Genomic DNA, 23,711 nt, shown 5'->3' on the forward strand with positions numbered 1-23,711 from the left:
CCGCCACTGCTGCGCCGCACGCAGTGGCGGGCGGCCACCACCGGCGGCCCCAGTGCTGCCAGCGTTGGCCGGCACGCTGGCAGACCCGGGACAGATTCCGGGCGCTGCCAGCCAGCGGAAGGCTCTCCGTCGGACATCACACTTTGCCTGGGAAGCCCTGGCCCGCGCGGCGTGCCGGCCCTGTCGCCTGCCATGCGATTCCCTTAAAGTGCTGCCTCTTCCAGCCGAATATTGGTCGGACTGGCAGCCATCCGCAGGGAAGAAAGCATCGTGGAACAGGGACGTAATGTACGCAGCCGCGCGTTGCAGTGGCGGTTGTCCGTGGCTGTGGCACTGGCCATGGCCGGTTTCCAGGCACCGGCCTGGGCGCAGGTGGTGTCACCGGAGCAGGAGTTGCTGCGGCAGCAGGAGCGCGAGCGCGCGCTGCGGGAACAACAGGAATCCACGCCGGATGTCCGGCTGCAGCCGGCCACCGAAGACCTCGGCCATCTGCCGGCTGACGAATCACCCTGCTTCACCATCAACAGCATCGTGCTGCAGGGCGATCTGGCCGAACGCTTCCGTTGGGCACTGGCGGCAGCCGATCCGCGCAGCGACCCCGCAACCGGGCGCTGTCTGGGTACTGCCGGCGTGGACATCGTGATGAAGCGCGTGCAGAACGCGATCATCGAACGCGGTTACGTCACCACGCGCATTCTCGCCGCGCCCCAGGACCTGAAGACCGGCATCCTGACGCTCACGGTCGTGCCGGGACGCGTCAATGCCATCCGTTTCGCCGACGGCGAAGGCCGTACCCCCGCCCTCTGGAACGCGGTGCGGGTGGCACGCGGCGAAGTACTGAACCTGCGTGACATCGAGCAGGCGCTGGAAAACCTGCAGCGCGTGCCGACCGCGACAGTGGACATCCAGATCGCGCCCCCGGCCGACGGCGCGGCAGCCAAGCCGGGCGAGAGCGACCTGGTGATCAGCTGGCAGCAGGCGCGCCTGGTACGGGTCAACCTGACACTGGACGATGCCGGGAGCCAGTCCACCGGCAAGATGCAGGCGGGTACCACAGTGTCGGTGGACAACGCGGCCGGTCTCAGCGATCTGTTCTACATCAACGTGGGCAAATCGGTACTCAACGGCAGTGAGCGTGGCACCGACAGCTGGGCGGTGCATTACAGCGTGCCGCTGGGCGGATGGTTGCTGGGCGCCAACGCCAGCAACTTCGACTATGAGCAGACCGTTGCCGGCGCATTCGAGAACTACGTCTACAGTGGCTCCAGCCGCAACGCCGAGCTGCGCCTGACGCGCATGCTGTTCCGCAACGCGCGCGCCAAGACCAGCATGTACGCGCGCGGCTGGTACCGCGAATCGGACAACTTCATCAACGATACCGAGATCGAAGTGCAGCGCCGCCGCATGGCGGGCTGGGAGCTGGGCCTGGGCCACCGTCACTTCATCGGCAAGGCGACCCTGGATGTGAACCTGGCGTACCGCAAGGGTACCGGCGCCTTCAACGCGCTGCGTGCGCCGGAAGAGGCCTTTGGCGAAGGTACGGCGCATGGCCGCATCTATACCGCGGACGCGCAGTTGCTGCTGCCCTTGCAGTGGGGCAAGCAGAGCCTGCGCTACGTCGGCAGCTGGCGCGCGCAGTGGAACCGCTCGCCGCTGGTGCCGCAGGATCGGTTCTCGATTGGTGGCCGCTACACCGTGCGGGGCTTTGATGGCGAAATGTCGCTGACCGGTGAACGTGGCTGGTTGCTGCGCAATGAAGTGGGCGTGCCCCTGGGCAGTGGCGTGGAAGCCTACGTCGCCGTTGATCACGGGCGTGTCGCCGGCCCGTCCACGGCCCGGCTGCTGGGCGACCGGCTTACCGGTACCGCACTCGGACTTCGCGGCGGCACCCGCCATGTCAACTGGGACGCCTTTGTCGGCAGCCCGTTGTCCAGGCCGCGCGGTTTCCAGACCGCCTACACCACGTTTGGAATGAACCTGGGCATCTCGTTCTGACGCCTGCATACAGCTGGCCCGCGCTGTTCCCGGCGCGGCCAGCACGATGCGGTAACGCGCAGACCGCTGCGCGCACAACCCAACAGCACCGAAAGGAATCAGCGCCGTGAACAAAGTCTACCGTCTGGTCTTCAACCGTACGCTCGGGGTCATGCAGGTGGCGTCCGAGCTGGTCAACGCCGCCCGCGGTGGTGCCGACAGTCGAGAGGGCCATGCGGTCGGCACCCTGCGTCCGATCAGTTTCGCGCTGTGGCTGGTGCTGGGATGGGTGGGGCTGGTGCAGCCGTTGTCGGCGCAGCAGGCGCCGGCCGACCCGGGCCGTATTGCCGCCGATCCCGGCGCACCGGCAAACCAGCGCCCGACGGTGATCACCTCGGCCAATGGCACGCCGCAGGTGAATATCACCACGCCCAGCGCTGGCGGCGTGTCGCGCAATTCCTACCAGCAGTTCGATGTCGGCCAGCAGGGCGTCATCCTCAACAACTCGCGCGGCGACGTGCAGACCCAGCTGGGCGGCTGGGTACAGGGCAATCCGTGGCTGGCCACCGGCACCGCCCGGGTCATCCTCAACGAGGTCAACAGCAGCAATCCCAGCCATCTCAATGGCTACGTGGAAGTTGCCGGTACCCGCGCGCAGGTGGTCATCGCCAACCCGGCCGGGATCCAGGTCAATGGCGCGGGCTTCCTCAACGCCAGCCGGGTGACCCTGACCACCGGCACGCCGATCGTCAGCAATGGCGTGCTGGAAGGCTATCGCGTGGAAGGCGGCAGCATCGGCGTCGGTGGCACGGGCCTGGATACCAGCCGCGCCGACTACACCGACATCATCACCCGCTCGCTGCAGGTCAATGCCGGCATCTGGGCCAACCAGCTGCAGGCCAGCCTGGGCAGCAACGTGGTCAGTGCCGACCACAGCAGCGTGCAGCAGCAGAAGCCCACGTCCGCCGCGCCCACCTTCGCGCTGGATGTGGGCGCGCTGGGCGGCATGTATGCCAACCGCATCTGGCTGGTCGGCAACGAACATGGCGTGGGCGTAAGCAATGCCGGCAAGATCGGTGCCCAGGCCGGCGAGCTGGTGGTCACCGCCGACGGCCGGCTGCAGAACACCGGCGCGATGCATGCGCAGCAGGACCTGCGTATCGACGCCAGCGCGGGCATCGCCAATGCCGGCACGCTCAGTGCCGAGCGCGAGCTGCGCGTGCAGACCCCGGCAGATGTCGACAATAGTGGCGGCACGCTCAATGCGCGACGCATCGAAGTGAATGCCGATGCGCTGCGCAACCGCGGCGGCAGCATCGAACAGCTTGGAACGCAGGCGCTGCAGCTGCAGGCCGCCGACCTCAGCAACCTGCAGGGCCGTATCGGCACCGTGTCCAGTGTTTCGCCAGGCACCGGCACCGGCGGCACCGGCACCCCGCCGGGTACGGGTACGCCAGGCACGGGTACGCCAGGTACCGGCACTCCGGGCACGGGTACCCCGGGCACTGGCACTCCCGGCACCGGCGGCGGCACCCTGCCGGTCACACCACTTCCGCCGCTGGCGGCCGGCGTGCTCAACATCGTAGGAACGCTGGGCAACGATGGCGGCCGCATCGAAGCCAGTGGCGACCTGCAGCTCAGCGCCCGCAACAGCCTGGACAACAGCGACGGCACGCTGGGGGTAAGCACCCTGCTGGTGCAGGGACAGGCGCTGCGCAACATGCGCGGCACCTTGCAGGTCCAGGGCGCGGCCAGCGCACAGGTGCAGCAGCTGGACAACAGTGGCGGCCGCATGACCTTCGCCCGTGGCTTCGAGCTGCAGGCGCAATCGGCAATCAATCGTGGCGGCAGCCTCGCCCACGGTGGCAGTGCCGGCACGATCTGGACGATCGGCCAGCTCGACAACAGCGAGGGCAGCATCTCCAGCAATGCCACGCGGCTCGGCCTCGACATCGGCACCCTGGTCAACACCCGGGGCAGCATCAACCACGCCGGCAGCGAGGGCCTGCTGCTGCGTGCGGAGGTACTGGATGGCGTGCAGGGCAGCATTGCCACCGCCGGCGCGGCAGACCTGCTGCTGGGCCGCGCCGACCACCGCGGTGCGCAGCTGATCGCCCGCCAGCTCGGCCTGAGCGCACAGGACTTCGACAACCGCGGCGGCCGCGTGCTGTCCACGGGGCTGCAGGCCAGCACGCTCAACGTCCGCAATCACCTGGACAACAGCGACGGTGGCCTGCTGGCCAGCAATGCCGACCTGCAGATCGATGCAGCGTCCTTCGGCAATGCCGGCGGCACCGTGCAGCAGGCGGGCACCGGCAACCTGCGCGTCACCACCGCCAACCTGCAGGGCCAGGGCGGCACCGTTCTCAGCAACGGCACGCTGCAGCTGCACGGCGACACCCTGAATCTGCGCAATGGCACCACCGCCGCGCAGCGCATCGATGTGCGCGCCGGAGACCTGACCACCGCCGGCGGCACGCTGACCTCGACCGGCGGCGATGCGCTGCAGCTGCAGGTATCGCGCACCCTGGACAACAGCGGCGGCACCGTGGGCGCCAATGGTGCGCTGGACATCAACAGCGGCATCCTCATCAACGACGGCGGCAAGCTGATCGCCGCAGGCACCGGCACCAGCCGCATCCACGCCAGCCAGCGGCTGCAGAACCAGCGCGGCCTGCTGTCCGGCAATGGCGATCTGGATATCAAGACCGATGGCCTGCTGAACGAGAGCGGCAGCATCGACCATGCCGGCACCGGCACGCTGCAGATCGACGCGACCACCGTGCAGGGAGCTGCTGGCAGCATCGCCAGCAATGGCCTGCTGCAGTTGAGCGGGCAGCAGCTGGACCTGCAGAAGGGCACCACCCGCGCCCGCGAGGTGCAGATCACGGCCACCGGCCTGGACACCAGCGGCGGCAGCCTGTTGTCACTGGGCAACAACGCGATGCAGCTGCAGGTGCAGGGCCGGCTGCGCAACGACGGCGGCAGCATCAGCGCCAATGGCGCGCAGCAGATCCAGGCGGGTGCGCTGTCCAACCGCGGCGGTGCGCTCAATTCGGCGGGAACGGCGGCTTCGCAGATCCGGGTCGACGGCACGCTCGACAACAGTGGCGGCAGCATCGCCAGCAATGCCGCCCACCTGCAGCTGAAGAGCGGCGCGCTGGTCAATGCCGGCGGTACGCTCAGCCATGCGGGCAGCGACGGCCTGATCATCGACAGCGGGCGTCTGGACGGAGCAAAGGGGCAGATCGCCACTGCCGGCGCCCTGCAGCTCACTGCGGCCGAGGTCGATCACCAGGGAGCGTCGCTGGCTGCCGCGCAGCTGGACATCACGGCGACCGGGTTCGACAACCGCGGCGGGCGCATCATCGCCACCGGTACCGGCGGCAATACGCTGCGCGTGCAGGGCACGCTGGACAACGGCAATGGCGGCACCCTCGCCAGCAATGGCAACCTGGATATCCACGCGCGTACCTTCGGCAATGCCGGCGGAACCGTGCAGCAGGCCGGGTCCGGCAGCCTGGTCATCACCACGCAGGACCTGACCGGCGCCGGTGGCACCCTGCTCAGCAACGGTTCGCTGGAGCTGCAGGGCGACACCCTCGATCTGCGCAACGGCACCACCACCGCGCAGCGCATCAGCATTGACGGCGACACCGTGACCACCGCCGGTGGCCAGCTGAGTGCGCTTGGCACCCAAGCGCTCCAGCTGCAGGCCCGCAGCCTGCTCGACAATACCGGCGGAACGCTGGGCAGCAATGGGGCCGTCGATGTGCACGCAGGCCGCTTCGTCAACGACCATGGCAAGTTGATTGCCGCCGGTGATGCTGCATCCGCAATCCGCGCCGCGCAGCTGGAGAACCACAGCGGCTCGATCTCCGCCAACGGCAACCTGCGCATCGAGGCGCAAACGCTGTCGGGCCAGAGCGGCAGCATCGGTGCCGCCCGCGCGCTGTCACTGCAGGGCGGGTCATTGGATCTCCGCGGCGGCAGCGTGGCGGCCGAGCAGCTCGATATCGTGGCCGACAGCCTGGACAACAGCGCAGGCGCGCTGCGCGCAACCGGCAGCGGGACGCTGGCACTGCAGGTGAGCGGCCGCTTGGCCAATGACGCGGGCACCATCGCCAGCAACGGTGCGCAGCGCATCGAAGCCGGCGAACTCTCCAACCGTGGTGGCACGCTCAGTTCGGCGGGCAGCGCCACGACCGAACTGCACGTAGCGGGCCTGTTCGACAACAGCAACGGCGTGCTCGCCAGCAACGGCGCCGCGCTGAAGATCGATGCCGGCCACATGGCCAACGTGAAGGGCACGCTCAGCCACGCCGGCACTCAGGGCCTGCTGCTGCGCACCGGGCAACTGGACGGCCAGGGCGGCAGCATCGCCAGCGCAGGCGGCATCACCCTGCAGGCGGGCAGCGTGGACCATCGCGGTGCCACCCTGCAGGCCGAGCGCATCGCGCTGGACGCACAGTCCTTCGACAACCGCGCCGGCAAGGTCATCGCGACCGGTGCCGAGAGCAGCACGATCAACGTGGTCGGCACGCTGGACAACGGCGAGGGCGGCCTGCTGGCCAGCAATGGCGACCTCAGCATCCAGGCGGCGGTGTTCGGCAATGCCGGTGGCACCGTGCAGCACGCCGGTGAAGGCGTGCTGTCGATCGACGCCGGAACGCTCAACGGCACCGGCGGCACTCTGGTCAGCAATGGCAGCCTGTTGCTCAAGGGCACCACCACCGACCTGCGCGCGGGTATCACCTCCGCCAAGCGGATCGAGATAGACACCGGCTCCCTGATCACCGCCGGCGGCACGCTCACCGCGACCGGCAATGACATGCTGCGGCTGAGCGCGCGCGAACGGATCGACAACAGCGGCGGTACCGTGTCCAGCAATGGCGCGCTGGACCTGCGCAGTGCCACGCTGGTCAACGCGGGCGGCACGCTGCAGTCGGCGGGTACAGCGGCGAGCCAGCTGATCATCGGCCAGGACATCAACAACCGCGGCGGCCGCATCCTGGCCAACGGTGGGCTTGGCATCAGCTCCGGCAGCATCGACAACCAGGGCGGCACGCTGCACAGCGCCGCACGGCTGGTGGTAAAGGCCGACGGCCTGCTCGACAACAGCAACAAGGGCGTCATCGCCAGCGGCGCGGGCATGCAGGTGGCGGCAACTTCGCTGGACAACCGCAGCGGCAGCATCGAGCAGGCCGGTGACGACCTGCTGCAGATCGATGCCACCACGCTGCAGGGCCACGCCGGCCGCATCGTCAGCAACGGCGAGCTGCAGCTGAAGGGCGAGACCCTGGATCTCAGCGCAGGCACCACCGCCGCGCAGCAGGTCAGCATCGAGGCCGGCCAGCTGGACAACACGGCCGGTACGCTGAACGCCACCGGCAGCCAGGCGATGTCGCTGCAGGTGCGTGGTGCGCTCGGCAATGACGGCGGCACCATCGCCGCCAACGGCGCACAGCAGATCAACGCCGGTTCGCTGTCGAACGCAGGCGGCACCTTGAGTTCGGCAGGGACCTCCGACAGCCGGATCACGGTCACGGGCCGCTTCAACAACGGCGGTGGCACCCTCGCCAGCAATGCCGGCAACCTGCGCCTGGACGCCGGGCAGCTGGTCAATGCCGCAGGCAGCATCGTCCATGCCGGGAAGGGCATGCTGACCGTGAAGGCCACCCAGCTGGACGGGGCCGGCGGCAGCATCGCCACGGCAGGCGCACTGCAGCTGGATGCGGTGAGCGTGGACCACCGCGGTGCCACGCTCAATGCCGATCACTTCACCGTCAACGCCGACCGCTTCGACAATCAGAACGGCAAGCTGCTGGCGACGGGCACGCAGGCCAGCACCGTGCAGGCCACCACCTCGCTGGACAACGGCGGCAACGGCCTGATCGCCAGCAATGGCGACCTGACCCTGACCAGCGCATTGTTCGGCAATGCCGGCGGTACCGTGCAGCAGGCCGGTACCGGCACGCTGGCGATCAACGCGCACACCTTGAATGGCCAGGGCGGCAAGCTGCTCAGCAATGGCGCCCTGCAGTTGACCGGTGAAACCACCGACCTGCGTGATGGCACGCTGTCCGCTGCCCGCATCGCTGTGGATACCGGCACGCTGCTCAACGCGGGCGGTTCGATCATCGCCTCCGGCACTGATGCGTTGAAGGTGTCTGCGCGCGACCGGCTGGACAACAGCGGTGGCACGCTTGCCGGCAATGGCGCGCTGGATCTGCGCAGCGCGCAACTGCTCAACAACCTGGGTACGATCCAGGCCGCCGGCAGCGGCAGCAGCACCTTGGCGATCACCCATGCGCTGGAGAATCGCGGTGGTCGCATCCTGACCACGGGCGATGCAGGCATCAGCGCGGGCACGCTCGACAATCGCGGCGGCACCGTGCACAGCGATGGCAACAGCGCGCTGACCGTGCGCGTTGACGGCCTGCTCGACAACAGCGACAAGGGCACCCTGTCTGCGGGGGGCGCGTTGCTGGCCGAGGCACAGGCCATCAACAACAGCAGCGGTACCGTGGCGGCAGGGCAGAACCTGCAGCTGACCAGTGCCGATCTGCTGCGCAACGAAGGCGGCCTGGTCCAGGCCGGCAAGCACCTGCAGGTCTCGGCCAGCGGCGTGAACAACAACAGTGGCCGGATCATCGCCAACGACCTGCAGCTGGATACCCGCGGGCAGGCGCTGGACAACCGCAGCGGCATCATTGCCAGCCTTTCCGGAAATGCAGCGCTGCGCAGTGGTGCGCTGGACAACACCGGTGGCCTGCTGCAGTCGGCGGCAGCGCTCAGCATCGACACCTCCGGACAGCGGCTGACCAATGCCGCTTCCAATGGCAACGGCATCGTCAGCAGTGGCACGCTGCAGATCCGCAGTGGCGATCTGGACAATCGAGGCGGCTCGGTGTTCGCCAAGGCCGGCGTCGACGTGCAGGCCGTCAACATCGACAACAGTGGCGGCGGCTCGCTGGTGAGTGCAGCCGACCTGCTGCTGCGCGCGCAGCAGCTGGCCAACAGCGGTGGCAGCGTGACCGCCGGTGGCAATGCCGACATCGGTTTGCAGGGCGCCCTGCTCAACAGTGGCGGGCTGGTGGCGGCGACCGGCCGCCTCGACCTGCAGGCCGGTTACATCGACAACCGCAATACGCTCAGCCAGGCCAATGGCCCTGCGCTGGGCTTGCAGGGCAAGAACCTGCAGGTGACCACCGGCAACCTGGACAACCAGAACGGCCAGGTGATTGCCGACAACCTGCTGCTGCAGGTGAACCAGCGCCTGGACAACAGCGGTGGCCAGGTGTCGGCGGCGCTGACCTCCGATGTCCGCGCCGATACCTTGGTCAACAGCGGCGGCACCCTGGTGGCCGGCAGGCAGCAGACCCTCCGCACCCGCGAAATCATCGGTGATGGCCGGCTGATGTCGCAGGGTGACATGACCCTGGAGCTGGGCCAGAGCCACACCAACCGTGGCGAGATGGTGGCCAACGGCACGCTGAGCCTGTCCATCCACGGCAACCTGGACAACAGCGGCAAGCTGGCGGGTGCCAACGTCAACATCAATGCCGGCAACATCACCAACGCCTCCACCGGCGAGATCAGCAGCATCGGCCTGACCCGCCTGGCAGCGGGCGGCGCACTGGTCAACTACGGCCTGCTGGACGGCAACGTCACCCACATCACCGCCGCGAGCGTCGACAACATCGGCAGCGGCCGCATCTACGGTGACCGTGTCGCCATCCAGGCGGGCTCGCTCAACAACCTCGCCGCCAACATCGGCGGCGTGGACCGTGCAGGCACCATCGCCGCGCGCCAGCGTCTGGACCTGGGCGTCGGCACGCTGACCAACAGCGGCAAGAGCCTGATCTTCAGTGATGGCGACGCCGCGATCGGCGGCGCCCTGAACGGCCTGGGCGCGGTAGGCAGTGCCCAGAAGGTGGACAACATCGGTTCCACCATCGAGGTCAGCGGCAATCTGGACCTGTCCGCGCTGGCGGTGAACAACATCCGCGAGAACGTGGTCGTGGAGAAGGTCACCACCGTGCATGCACCGGTCCGGCTGGAGCAGCCCGGCTGGTTCAAGAACGCCACCAACAACAACCGTGATTTCCGCGCGACGTCGAACTACCAGCCGTACGAGATCTACTACCTCGATCCGTCGGACATCCTTGAAGACACCCCCTATGTCACCCCGGATGGCCAGCAGATCCGCAAGGCGGTTATCCGGCTGACCAGCAACACCAGTGCCTACGCCTTCGCCCGCGGTGGCGCGTACGGTGCGCGCGCGTCGCGCGAGCGCCTGAACGTGCAGGACGGCACCGTCACGGTCTACTACGTCGGCCGTGCAGACAACCGCAGCAACCCCGATCAGCTCGGCGCTGGTGCGGAAGATCCCTTCCGCGACCTGTCCACCCGCGGTCCCGGTTCGCCGCCGATCGAGTACGTGACCGATACCCTCAGGTACAACAACGCCTACGGTACCTGCACCACCACCTGCGTGCAGATCATCACCTATCCGGACTATGACAATCCGGAATCGATGCTGATCAACATGCAGCGTCATACCCAGGACACCAGCGGCAACGAGAAGACCCGCGTTGCCACCCGCACCACCGTGGAAGATGTGGTGGTTTCGGCAGGCAACAACGCGGTGATCAATGCAGGCGGCAACATGCGGATCAGCACCGATCGGCTGGAGAACCGGTTCGCCAACATCGCCGCGGGTCGCGACCTGGCCATTGTCGGCCTGAACCGTGACCAGTCCGAGGTGATCAACGCAGCCGAGCAGCTGACCCGCACCAGCACGTTCGACAACGTGTCCATCACCTACGGTGGCTCCTCCAGCCGCTGGAAGGCGGCCCCCATCACCGAGAAGACCGGTGCGCTGGGTTCGTCGATAACGGCGGGCGGCAAGCTCACCATTGATGTCGGCAACCTGCGCAACGACAACACCGGTGGCAGTAACCCCAACGCCGGTGGTGGCAAGGGCACGGCACAGCTGGATACCGGCGGCCGCGGTGCGGGTGCGGTCGGTCCGGGCGCGGGCAGCGTGCAGGGGCCTGGCCAGAGCACCGGCCAGGGTGCGGGCAGCGTGGACGCGCAGGGGCCGGGCACGGCCGGCGCGGCGCAGGGCGCCAATGGCGGCCACCAGCAGGCGGTAGCCCAGGCCGACGGTGTCCGCGCGGATGCAGCCGGTGCACAGGGCCCCGGCCAGGCCGGCAATGCCGGCAGCGGTGCCGGCACGGCGCAGGACATCAGTGCGGCACAGGCCGGGCAGGCCAATGCCAATGGCCCGGCGGCGGTCCGCGCCGGGGAGCATGCCGGCAGTGGTGGCAACACCGCCGTGGAGGGCAAGCAGGCTACAACGACAACCGGGACCGACCCGCGCGTGGTGGTGACCACCAGCCCGAATGCCAGTGCACCCACCGCCAGCCTGTTCAACGTGGACGCCAACCGTGGCAATCACATCGTGGAAACCGATCCGCGCTTTGCCAGCTACCGTGATTGGCTCAGCTCGGATTACCTGCTGCAGCGCGCAGGCTTTGATCCCGCGCAGACGCAGAAGCGCCTGGGTGACGGCTTTTATGAGCAGAAGCTGGTACGCGAGCAGATCGGCGAGCTCACCGGCCGCCGCTTCCTTACCGGCCACGGCAGCGACGAAGAGCAGTACCGCGCGTTGCTGGAGGCAGGTGCCACTGTCGCGAGCGAATGGGGCCTGCGACCCGGCGTGGCGCTCACGGCCGAGCAGATGGCACGCCTGACCAGCGACATCGTCTGGCTGGTGGAGAAGGACGTCACCCTGGCTGATGGCTCGGTGGTCCGCGCGCTGGTCCCGCAGGTCTACCTGCGGGTGATGCCGGGCGACCTTGGCAACGACGGCGCACTGCTGGCCGGTGCCGAAGTGGACATCAAGCTGCGCGGCGACCTGGTCAACAGCGGCACGATTGCCGGCCGCCAGCTGGTCAGCATCGATGCCGGCAACATCCGCAACCTGTCCGGTGGCCAGATCAGCGGTGCCCAGGTGGGCCTGTCGGCGCGGCAGGACATCGACATCATCGGCAGTACCGTCAAGGCCACCGATGCCCTCGCATTGAAGGCCGGCGGCAACATCACCGTGGCCTCGACCACTACGGAATGGAAGGACCAGGGCGATCGCCTGTCGCAGCAGAAGACCACGCTCGATCGGGTGGCTGGCCTGTATGTCACCAATCCCGGTGGCGATGGCGTGCTGTCGGTGGTGGCTGGCGGCGACATCGGCCTCAAGGCAGCGGAGATCCGCAATGCCGGCACCCATGGCATCACCCAGCTGGCTGCCGGTGGCAATCTGGACCTGGGCGCGCAGACGCTGGGCCAGAGCAGCGCGCTGAACCACGACAGCCGCAACTACACCAGCAACAGCCAGACCACGCACGCGGTGTCTTCGATTGAAGGCGCTGGCGATGTGCTGCTGGTCGCAGGCAAGGACATCAACCTGGCCGCAACCCGTATCAAGACCGGCGGTGGCATGGCTCTGCAGGCTGGCGGCGACATCAACAGCCAGGTACTGGTGGACAGCAGCAGCAGCGATTTCAATGCCGGTGGCAAGCGCAGTTCACTGCAGATCAGCCAGAGTGATGAGATCGTACGTGGCAGCCAGTTGTCTGCTGGTGACAATGTTGTGCTGAAAGCGACTCGCGATATCAATCTGACCGCGACCCAGGTCGCCAGTTCGGATGGCACGCTGAGCGTGGTGGCCGGTCGCGACGTCAACCTGCTCTCGGCCAGCGAGACGCATGACTTCAGCCTGGACAGCTACGACAAGAAAAAGAAGACCCTGTCGAGTACCACCACCACCCGCCACGCCGAGAGCAGCGACAGCTACGCCATTGGCACCGCTTTGCAGGGCAAGGCGGTCAATGTCAACGCGGGCCATGACCTGACCGCAGTCGGCACGGTGATCGACGCCACCGGCAACGTCACCCTGGGTGCTGGCAACAACGTGCTGATCGCCTCCGCGGAAGACCATCACAGCAGCGAGTCCAGCCAGAGCAAGAAGAAGTCCGGCTTCACCGGTGGCTTCGCCAATGGCACTGCATCGATCGGCTATGGCAGCTCGAAGAACAGCAGCAGCACCGCCGAACAGTCGACCACCCAGGTTGGTTCGGCCATCGCCTCGCGCGAAGGCAACGTGCTGATCAATGCGGGCAACCAGCTGACGATCGCGGCGTCCGACGTGGCCGCCGGCAGGGACCTGACTCTGGTTGGCAGGGACATCAACCTGATTGCCCGCCAGGACACGGTGGATACCCAGGCCAGCCAGTCGAGCAAGTCCAGCGGGTTCTCGGTGGGCGTCACCTACGACCCGGCCAAGGCGTACCGCACCGCACGCGACAACGCTACCGAAGGCATGGCCGACAGCGGCACGATGATGGGCCGGATTACGCGTACCGCCGAAGGCGTGGCGGCCGGCGTGTCGGCGGCCGTGCTACCGGCGATCACGGCCGGCAGCCAGAGGTCCAACAGCAACCAGAGCCACTCCAGCAGTGATGCACGGGTCAGTAACCTCAACGCGGGAGGCAATCTCACATTGATCGCCAATGGCGGCTCGATCACCAGCCAGGGCGCGCAGATGTCGGCCGAGGGTGATGCCGCGCTGCTGGCCACCAAGGACATCGTGTTCGACGTGGCGCACAACACGGAGCGCAGCAGCAGTGACAGCCGTGGCAAGGGCTGGGGTATTTCCACCAACTCGGCCGGCCTGCCATTTGGCACCAACAACTCGCGCAGCGATGGTGCCGGACAGAGCGACACCATCACCGGTACCCAGCTGTCGGTGGGCGGTGGCGTGCGCATGGCCACCACCGAGGGTGATATCCGCCTGACCGCCGCCAACATCGCGGCCGAGAAGGACGTCAACATCCGTGCCGCAGGCGATCTCACGATCCGTAGTGGCCAGGATACGGTCGGCAATGCCAACCGTTCGGATAGCAAGGCGATCGGCACTGTCCAGATTTCCGACACCGAGAAATTCTCCGGTTGGCATCGCGAGCAGCACCGTGACGACAGCGCGCAGGTCTCGCAGGTGGCCAGCACCGTCGGCAGCCTCGGCGGCAGCGTCAACCTTACCGCGGGCGGAAAATACACGCAGACAGCGAGCAATGTGGTCGCGGCCCAGGACGTGAACATCACCGCCGCCCAGATCGAACTGCTGACCGCCGATGAAAGCGGGCACTACTCGCAGAGCGACAAGGACCTGAAGATCGGTGCGTTCGCACGAGTGAAATCGCCGTTGATCGATCTGCTCAACAACGTCGATGCCGCACGCAAATCCGACGGTCGCCTGCAGGCGATGCAGGGCCTGGCGGCTAGCGCAAACGCCTACCAGTCGGCGAGTGCGATCGCAGACATGGCCAAGGGCGCTGGCGGCGGCTCCCTGCTCAGTGCGGAAGCGGGAGTGGGCTTCAAGACCTCAAGCCGCAGCGCTGATGGCAGCAGCCAGGTCTCGCGCGGTTCGACCATCCAGGGCGGCGGCAACGTCAACCTGACCAGCACCCAAGGCGACATCCACGTGGTGCAGGGCAGCCTGAGCGCGGGCAGTACGCTGGCGCTGGACTCGGCGCGCGACATCCTTCTTGAAGCGGGGCAGGCCAACCTGCAGAGCAAGAGCAAAGGCAGCAACGCCGGGGCCGAAGTGGGTGTCGGCGTGTCGGTCGGCGCGCAGACCGGCGTCTATGTCTACGCCGAGGCCAGCGTGGGCAGCAGCAAGTCGAATGCGGAAAGCAGCACCTGGCAGAACACCACGCTGGCCGGTAGCACCATCTCGCTGAAGGCGGAAGGAGATACCACCCTGCGTGGTGCCACCGCCACCGCGGACCGCATCGACGTCAAGACCGGTGGCACGCTGACCATCGAATCGCTGCAGGACATCGCCGAAAGCATGTCCAAGGACAACCAGGTAGGGGGTCGCGTGCAGGTATCTTTCGGCACTGCCTGGAACGTGAACGGCTATGCCAGTGCCGGCAAAGCCAACGGCAGCTACCAGGGCGTCGGTCAGCAGAGTGGCCTGTTTGCCGGTGATGGTGGCTACCACGTGGATGCCGGCCATGTGAATCTGATTGGCGGCGCCATTGCCAGCACCCAGACGGGCAACAGTGAGTTGACTGCACAGACGTTGACCTTCACCGATCTGAAGAACGAGATGGATTACCGCGCAAGTTCGGTTGGCATCAGCGGAGGTTTCGGGTCGACCGGCAAGGTGGCCACCGATGCGGACGGCAATCCGATAGCGGCACCGAATGCCGCAGGCCAGTTGAAGGACATCGGCAACACCATCACCACCGGCGGGTACGGCAAAGCCAACACGACGACCTTCAGCCCGGGCATCCCGATGACCGAGAGCGGCCATGACAGTTCCACCACTTACGCCACCCTGACCGGCGGCAACATCACCATCGGTGGCAAGAAGGTCGATGCGGCCGATCTTGGGATCAACACCGACGCCAGTACCGCACACAAAGCGCTCGATACGCTGCCGGACCTGCAGCAGATGCTGCAGCAGCAGCGCGCGATGGCTCAGGCGACCGGCACCGTGGTGAGTGTAGGGATGCAGATCCGCTCCGATATCAATGCGTCGATCGACGCAGCAACGGACCGCCGGGAAGCCGTCAAGGCCATTCTGAACGACCCGGAACAGCGCGCCGCATTGACGCCGGAACGCGAGGCCCAGCTAATTGCAGTTGGCGTGGCGGCCAGCGGTGAGATTGATCGCCTGCAGAGGGCCGGTGTGCTGGTTGGGGCGATCACCGGGGGTCTCGCGGCTTCGTCGGGCAGTGCGGGAAGCATTGTGGCGGGCACGTTGGCACCTGCGATTTCCTATCAGATCGGTCAGTACTTCAAAGAGAACGCCGACAGGAACATGGCTGATGGAGGAAGCCGCAGTGAAGAGGGAAGCGCCACGCATCTGCTGGCCCACGCCTTGCTCGGTGCTGCGGTGGCGTCAGCCGGCGGAGACAATGCGCTGATAGGTGCGTTGGCGGCCGGGAGTGCCGAAGCGGCAGCCCCTTCCATCGCCAGGTTCATGTTCGGCAAGGACAGCAAGGACCTGACCGCCAGCGAGAAAGAAGCGGTCAGCACCGTTGCCGGAATCGGCGGGGCAATGCTTGGCACGTTCCAGGACGGCATGCTGGGCGCTGCTGCCGGCAACAACGCCGCAAAGAACGCGGTCGAAAACAACTGGGGAGAGGTGGGGCACTACTCCACAACGGCGACGATTCTTTACCTGAGTGGTTTCACGGAAAGCGACGCAAAGGGCATCGCGGCTGCAACGTGGGCGCCTGACACGGATCGACGAAACGCCATCACGCCTTTCAACGTTGCCTGGGCAAAATTCAAGGGCACGCCACAGCAACACAACCATGCCTTGGGTGGCGAAATGGACCCGGAAGCAGTCAGGGCCATCCAGGCGGAACTGGGGGAAAAGGTTGCTGTGATCCTGGCCGATATCAAGAGGAACGAGAACAATCCCGAGGCCAAGAGGGCCATTCTCGACAATGTTGAGACGCAACGGGTGTTGCACCTCTTTGGCGATTCGTTTGCCCACGTTCAACGCGATGGCACGCAGTTCAAGCCGGTCCTGGGGCATGCCAAAGCATCGACACAGGATGAAGGCATCAACGATCCGGACAACCCGTACACGCATCGGGATGCCTATCTGGCCTATAGTCTCGCCCTTTACAAGGCAGCGACGGGAGCGTCCAAGGGCAAGGCGCTGGGCGATGCCAACTACATCGCCGACCTGGCTTCCCGGGTTTCTGCAGTCAATGGGGAGGCGGCGCAGAAGGGTGTGCTGGATGCTGCGGCGTCGTTCTTCATGCCAACCAGGACATCAGGGTTGGTCGATGCTCCGATGTCAGATTGCGGGTGGTACTGCACATACGTGCCTGCAGGGTGGATGGCGAGGCCAGAGCTTGAAAAAATCTATCGAAAGCCAGTCGAGGTTCCGCAGACTCCGGTGATCGACTGGACGAAGTTCTCCCAAGGGCGATGGTGAGCGTGATGATGAGAACATGGGGGAGCCGATTGTTGCGTGTGGTCGCCAAGGCCGGCGACTGGCTGCACCTGCTTCTGTGGGCCGCTTCAATCACCTATCTAATGCTTTCGTTCCTGAGTTGGACGGTGTTCCACGACTACACTTTTATGGGGCTGACCGCCAACAGCTTCTATGTACGCTATCGCGATTTCATCTTCTGGTATTCGTATGCTGCGGTGCCTGTGCTCACCGCTGTGGTGATAGCCCTGATCTGGATCAGGCGCCGGGTGGCCCCAGCGGAGATGCTGATAGCCTTCGTTGGCTGGGGCCTGCTACTTTTCCATCTGTCTCTCGTACGCTCCTAGCGGACGGCGGCTGAAGGCCGCTGCGTTGACCTGCAGGTGTGCCTTCAGGCCCTGATGAAGGCGGGACAGCAGTCCACAGGCTGGACGTGCCTGTAGCCTGGTGCCTGAAGCAGGCGAGTGCGGAATGGCGCACAATCACCGCATGGGCCCATTTCGCATTCCGCTCCTGCTGCTTGCCGCCGTCCTGTTTGCCGGCTGCGCGAGCACCGATGTGCACAACCCGCTCGCCACTTGGGTGCCGTCACCCAACCAGAACGCGCGCACGCCGGTCATCATCGTCATCCACCACACCGAGCAGAAGTCGGTGCAGCAGAGCCTGCATACGCTGCGTACCGCCAACAGCGGCGGACGGGTCAGCGCGCACTACCTGATCGGCGCCGATGGCCATCGCTACCAGCTGGTGGCCGATGAACGCCGCGCCTGGCATGCCGGCGCCGGGCGCTGGGGCACCATCACCGATCTCAATTCAGCCTCGATCGGCATCGAGCTCGACAACGATGGTCGCAGTCCCTTCAGCCCGGTGCAGATCGAGTCATTGATCGTGCTGCTGCGCGATCTCGCTGAACGCCTGAACATCCCGCCGCGTCAGGTGATCGGCCATGCCGACCTCGCGCCGACGCGTAAGCAGGATCCGAGCCGCTTCTTCCCCTGGCAGCAGCTGGCCGAGGCCGGTTTCGGCGTCTGGCCGCGCGCGGCCGACGGTGCTGCGCCGGAGGGTTTCGACGCGTGGAATGCGCTAGCCCGTTTCGGCTATCCGCTGGACAACCGCGAAGCCACCATCGCCGCCTTCCACCGCCGTTTCCGTGGCCGCGACGACCTGCCGAAGACGCTGGATGCCGAAGACGCCCGTATCCTGCATTCTTTGCTGCTGCAGACCCCGTAGACGCTCGCGTGGGGCTGAAGACCCCACCGAAGCGGGTAGCGCCGGGCCATGCCCGGCGAGCGTGCAGCGCGGCCACCCCGCGTGGTTCCCGCCCCCAGCAGTGCCAGGTCATGCCGGGTAACCCCGGCAATCACCCCGATCCCAGCGCATCGCGCAGTGCCGCCACATGCGCGCGGCCCACGGCCAGCTCGCTGCCATCGCTTAACACCAGCCAGTAACGGCTGCCCGATCCTGCATGCAGCATGCGCACATGCTGCAGATTGACCAGATAGGAACGATGGCAGCGCACGAAGTCGCCAGGCAGTACGCTGCCCAACCCGGCCAGGGACTTGTCGTGCAGCTCGCTACGGCCATCGCGCATGCGCACCTGGCTGTAGTCGCCGTCGGCGCGGATCCAGAGCACGTCAGCAAGTTCTACGGTCGCCGTGCCCTGCGCCCGCCAGACACCCAGATAACGCGCGCGGCCAGGGCGGGAACCGCTGGTGTCGAGCAGGCGTTCCAGTGCCTGGCCAAGGCGCTCACGCGAGAACGGCTTGGGTACGAAGTCGAGCACGCCATGCTCGAATGCCTGCAGCGCGCGGTCGCGATGGGCCGACACCACCACGCACTGGTAGCGGCCAGCTACCGCACGCCGAAGCAGCTCGAAACCATCGTCGCCGCCCAGGTTGAGGTCCAGCAGCAGGCCATCGTAGACGCTGCATTGCAGTCGATCTCCGGCCGACTCCAGATCAGCAACGGCGTCGAAGCGCGCGCGCGTGCCTGCCTGTTCACTGCACAGGCGCAGCAAGCGCTGGCGTACCAGCGGCTCGTCTTCGACGATCAGGATGCGCATGTCAGTTCGATCCGGCTGCGCCAGTGGTCGCCTTCGGCGCCCTGCACGAAGGTCCATCCGCCAGGACAGGCGGCGGCCAGGCTGGCCTCGATATAGCGCGTGCCGGTGCCGCGACCACGGTGTGGGGCGGAACCCCGTGCACTGCGCAGCTCCAGAATCCAGCGCGCGTTGGTGCGTTGCACGCGCAGGTGGAACGGATGCTTTGCGCAGGCCAGCGCACCTGCGTGGGTCAATGCATTCTCCACCTGGGCATGCAGGATGCCGGGTGGCAACGACAGCATCGCGTCTTCGCCATCGACCTCCAGCCGCATGCGCTGGTCCAGTGCCATGCCAACGATATCCAGATGGCTGCGACAGAGCGCCAGTTCGTCCTGCAGGGAAACGCTGCGCCGGTCGCTGCTGTCGCGCAGGCGATCGAACTGGTCGGCCAGTGATTCCACCAGGCGGCTGGCACGCGCTGGTGCCTGTTCGATCAGTTCCTGCAGGCAGGTCAGGGTATTCATCAGCCAATGTGGCTGGATGCCTCGCTGCAGCAGCTGCAGCGAAAGCCGCGCGCGTTCTTCGCTCAGCCAGGCGTTGTGCCGGTCCAATGCCTGCAACTGGGCAGCGTGGCGCAGCAGCAGGAACACCATCAGCACCGCCAGCAGCAGGAAATAGGGCCCATCGAGGAAGGCGCCGCCTGCGACCAGCAGCGCCAGCAGCCCGGCCAACAGCAAGGCCAGGATCGGCCAGCGGTCCTCGGACTCGCAATGCGCGCGTAACAGTGCCCCCGCCGAGGCGAGCAGGCTCGACAGCAGCACTGCCGCTGATCGTGTATCGAAGCCGGGCAGCGCGACAGCGGCGGCAATGATCACGGCCAGATAGCCAAGGTAAACGGCCCGCGGCATCGCTACCGCGAAGCGGCGCGCAAGATAGGCCGGCAGCAACGCCGCTGCCGCCACATGCAGGCACAACAGTGCCACCAGGCGTGGGCCATGCCATGGATAGGGATACCCAAGCAGGGAGCGCCACGCCTCGACCACCGGCAGTGCCAGCCCCACTGCGCCCAGTGCCAGCAGCAGGCGGGCCCCGGGTGCCTGCGTCTGGCCGCGCAGTACGGTGAGGAAGTACAGGCAGGCCGCCGCCAGTGCACCGGTGGCGAAGGCGGCGATCAACCACGGCAGGATGATCTGGCCGTACAGCACGGTCGCGGGTGCGATCAGCACCATCGCATCGGCACCATGCAGATGGAAGTGCTGCCGCTGGCTCGACGCAAGCACGATCAGTTCGTCGCTGCGGTTGCCCGAAGCAGGAGGCAGCACACGCACAAGGTCGATGCGTCCTGGACGCTCTTCTGCAGCGCTGCGGCCGACCACGCCATTGCTGACCCACGGGTTGCCGTTCCAGTACAGCTGGCTGGCGGCACGCAGCGACAGCCGCATCGTGCGGCCATGCACGTCCGCGGTGGTCGGCGCCGGCACCTGCCAGCGCAGCCAGTAGGGGCCGCGCCAAGCTGCCAGCTCGCGCTGGTCCAGTGGCCGCCAGTGCAGATCCTGCGGCGGTCGCGCGGGCACGGCGCCGGCGGTCCCGATGTTCGCAAGCGCCATCTGCGCGCCCGGCACCTGCACCAGCCCAGGTGGCGGCGTCGACACGAGCAGCCAGACAGCCACGGCCGCAAGCAGCACAGCAAGGACAGCCAGGGTTCGTGGGATCTGCATGGAGGCCATCCTATCGGTTGCGTGGAGACAGTGGACGGCCGCCTGGAGACGTTCGGCAGGCGCGCACGCCCCGTGAGCTGCGGAAGGGCAGACGCTGGTGGCGCACGTCCTTCCATCGGAGCCCGACATGACCCGCAGCGCCCGCACGCTTCCCTGCAGTTCCCATCGTTGCCGCACTACCATCGCCACCGCGCTGGCTGCAATCGGCCTGGCGCTGGCCGTGGCCGCCCCCGCACAGGCCAGCCCGGCCGCACTGGCGTTCGAGCCCTACACGCTGCAGACCAAAGCACATGGCAGCATCCCTGCCGAAATCGCCGTGCTTGCGGTGCCACGCCGGCACAGCGAGCCGGATGGGCCACGGATGCAGTTGAAAGTGGTACGCCTGCGTGCAACCGGCGGTAATGGCCGCAGCGCTCCCGTGGTCTACCTGGCCGGTGGCCCGGGTGGCTCCGGCATCGACACCGCGCGTGGCCCACGCTGGCCGGTGTTCGACCAGGTCCGCCGCGAGGCGGATGTGCTGCTGCTCGACCAGCGTGGCGCCGGCCTGTCCGAACCACCACCGGAATGCCCGCACCAGACCCGATTCGATGATGCGCAGCCACTGCAGCGCGATACGGCGCTGGTCGCGCTGCAGGCAACGGCAGCGAAGTGCGTTGCGTTCTGGCGGCAGGCTGGCGTCGACCTGGGTGCCTACACCACGGCCGAGAGCGCCGCCGATCTCGACGACCTGCGACGCGCACTGGGCGTGCCGAAGATCAGCCTGTGGGGCATGAGCTACGGCACGCATCTGGCCCTGGCTGCGGTGCGCCTGCACGGTGAAGGTCTCGAGCGCGTGGTGTTGATGGGCACCGAAGGTCCTGATGACACACTGAAGCTGCCATTGAGCAGCGATGCCGTGCTGCAGGCGCTGGCACAACTGGCGCGCAAGGATGGCTTTGACGATCTCGCAGGATCGGCCACCCGCGTGCTGCAGGCGCTGCGCGAGCAACCCCGGCAGGGCCGCAGCGGCATGCATGAGAGCCGCCAGGTGACCATCGGCCTGTACGACGCACAGATCGTCATCGCCAACATGCTGGGGCAACGCATCACCCAGCAATGGCTGCCGCTGGTGCTGCGCGAGGCCGAGCGCGGCAACTACGATCCGCTGGCCGACCTGGTGCTGATCGGGCGGGCCCAGTTCGCGCAGTTCCCGGCGATGGGGCTGGCGATGGACATCGCCTCAGGACAGAGCCCGCAGCGCCGGGTGCTGGCCGAAGCACAGGCGCGCGAGAGTCTGTTCGGTGATGGATTGAACTTCCCGTTCCCCGCCATCGGCAACGGCCTGGGCCTGGCCGATCTGGGCGACTCCTTCCGTGGCCCGTTGCGCAGCGAGGTGCCTGTGCTGTTCATCAGCGGCACGCTGGATGGACGCACGCCACCAGCCAACGCCGATGCACTTCGTCCAGGCTTCCGCAACGGCCGCTCGCTGCTGGTACGCAACGCCAGCCATCACCACGAGCTGTGGACCGGCAATCCTGCCATCGCCCGCAGCATCGTCGAGTTCCTGGCCGGTCGCACCGTGAGCGATGCCGTGCTGGACGTGCCGCCGCCGGTGTTCGCCACCAGCAACAGTGGCCTGCTCGGTAGCGGCGGACGCTGAAGGGAGAGCGCGGCGCGGGGCACCCGACGGGTCCGGTGCCGTGCTATTTCCTCTACATTGGGGCAATGAAAGACATCATCGCCCCCCTGAGCCGCACGAGCTTGAGCCTTCTTGCGCTGGCCGTGCTTGCGGCCTGCAGCACCACCGGCACCCGTCCCGAAGCACCGCCAGCACCAATCAAGCCTGCCGCCACCTACGCCAAGGTTGAATGGAGTGCGCTGCCGCCGGTTTCCGATACCGATCTGCAGGCCGGCTTCGTCGCCTGGCGCAGCAGTTGTGCCAGGTTGAAGAACGACGCGGTCTGGGCCAAGCCCTGCACCACGGCTGCAGCAGTGAACGACAAGGACCCTGCCGCGATCCGCCAGTTCCTGCAGCGCGACCTCGATGTCTACGCGCTGCGTGCCGGGGGGCACCAGGCTGATGGGCTGATCACCGGCTACTACGAGCCGATCTACCCCGGCAGCCTGACCCGAACCGACAAGGCCACCGTGCCGGTGTACGGCACGCCAGATGACCTGATCGTGGTGCAGCTGGACAGCGTCTACCCGGAACTGAAGGGCAAGCGCCTGCGCGGGCGCGTCGAAGGCAAGGTGCTCAAGCCCTATGACGACGCCGGTACCATCGCGGCCAAGGGCGCCAAGGCCCCGGTGCTGGCCTGGCTGACCGATCCGATGGACCTGCAGTTGCTGCAGATCCAGGGCTCGGGCCGGGTGCGCCTGGCCGATGGCAAGCAGGTGCGGCTGGCCTATGCCGAACAGAACGGCCACCCGTACCGCGCGATCGGCCGCTGGCTGGTGGACCAGGGCCAGCTGAAGAAGGAAGACGTGACCATGGATGCGATCCGCGCATGGGCCAGGGCCAACCCTTCCCGCGTGCCGGAACTGCTGCGCAGCAATCCCAGCTACGTGTTCTTCGTGCGCAACCCGGACAGCCCGGAAGGCCCCCGCGGTTCACTGAACGTGCCGCTCACCGCCGGCTACAGCGTGGCGGTGGACCGTACCGTGGTACCGCTGGGCAGCCTGTTGTGGCTGTCCACCACGCGTCCGGATGGCAGCCCGGTGGTACGCCCGGTGGCCGCGCAGGACACCGGCGGTGCCATTGCCGGCGAAGTACGCGCGGACCTGTACTGGGGCAGCGGCGACGCCGCAGGCAAGCTGGCCGGTGACATGAAGCAGAAGGGCAACATCTGGATGCTGTGGCCGAAGGGCTCCCCCTTGCCGAAGTAGGTTGGCAGGGGTCAGACCCCTTCCAGCAGGAAAGGGATCTGACCCCGAATGCCTGATAATGGCGCCATTCCGAACTTTCCGGTCGCAC

General features: G+C 66.9%; 8 protein-coding genes. 6 read left to right on the forward strand and 2 right to left on the reverse strand.

Annotation, left to right across the window (positions count from 1 at the left end; genetic code table 11):
• Positions 1-270: 270 nt before the first annotated feature.
• From SMAL_RS00560 to SMAL_RS00575, 4 genes are all read left to right on the forward strand, one after another.
• Positions 271-1,995 carry a ShlB/FhaC/HecB family hemolysin secretion/activation protein gene (locus SMAL_RS00560; RefSeq protein WP_012509683.1) on the forward strand — a complete coding sequence of 575 codons (1,725 nt, stop codon included), beginning with the start codon at positions 271-273 and terminating at the stop codon, positions 1,993-1,995.
• Between the two features lie 106 nt (positions 1,996-2,101).
• A complete protein-coding gene (locus SMAL_RS20960) occupies positions 2,102-17,002 on the forward strand; it encodes a hemagglutinin repeat-containing protein (RefSeq protein WP_012509684.1) in 14,901 nt (4,966 codons plus the stop codon).
• 38 nt (positions 17,003-17,040) lie between these two features.
• Positions 17,041-17,346: a hypothetical protein gene (locus tag SMAL_RS00570; RefSeq protein ID WP_229298236.1), complete on the forward strand. Its 306-nt coding sequence runs from the start codon at positions 17,041-17,043 to the stop codon at positions 17,344-17,346.
• Between the two features lie 142 nt (positions 17,347-17,488).
• Positions 17,489-18,229 (forward strand): N-acetylmuramoyl-L-alanine amidase, encoded by a 741-nt coding sequence (locus SMAL_RS00575; protein ID WP_032968073.1) that lies wholly within the window; start codon positions 17,489-17,491, stop codon positions 18,227-18,229.
• Between the two features lie 130 nt (positions 18,230-18,359).
• Here the strand turns inward: SMAL_RS00575 and SMAL_RS00580 are convergent, their stop codons facing one another.
• The gene (locus SMAL_RS00580) at positions 18,360-19,061 is read right to left on the reverse strand and encodes a LytR/AlgR family response regulator transcription factor (protein WP_012509685.1); all 702 of its coding nucleotides are present in this window, start codon (positions 19,059-19,061) and stop codon (positions 18,360-18,362) included.
• Positions 19,049-20,758 (reverse strand): histidine kinase, encoded by a 1,710-nt coding sequence (locus tag SMAL_RS00585; RefSeq protein ID WP_012509686.1) that lies wholly within the window; start codon positions 20,756-20,758, stop codon positions 19,049-19,051. Before SMAL_RS00585 ends, SMAL_RS00580 begins: the two co-directional genes overlap by 13 nt.
• A gap of 127 nt (positions 20,759-20,885) precedes the next feature.
• Here SMAL_RS00585 and SMAL_RS00590 point away from each other — a divergent pair, with 127 nt between their 5' ends.
• On the forward strand, positions 20,886-22,397 hold the full coding sequence (locus SMAL_RS00590) for an alpha/beta hydrolase (protein ID WP_004134498.1): 1,512 nt from the start codon (positions 20,886-20,888) through the stop codon (positions 22,395-22,397).
• 65 nt (positions 22,398-22,462) lie between these two features.
• On the forward strand, positions 22,463-23,623 hold the full coding sequence (mltA, locus tag SMAL_RS00595) for a murein transglycosylase A (protein ID WP_004134500.1): 1,161 nt from the start codon (positions 22,463-22,465) through the stop codon (positions 23,621-23,623).
• The last annotated feature ends 88 nt before the right edge of the window (positions 23,624-23,711 follow it).

It is taken from the genome of Stenotrophomonas maltophilia R551-3, assembly GCF_000020665.1.
GTDB lineage: Bacteria > Pseudomonadota > Gammaproteobacteria > Xanthomonadales > Xanthomonadaceae > Stenotrophomonas > Stenotrophomonas maltophilia_L.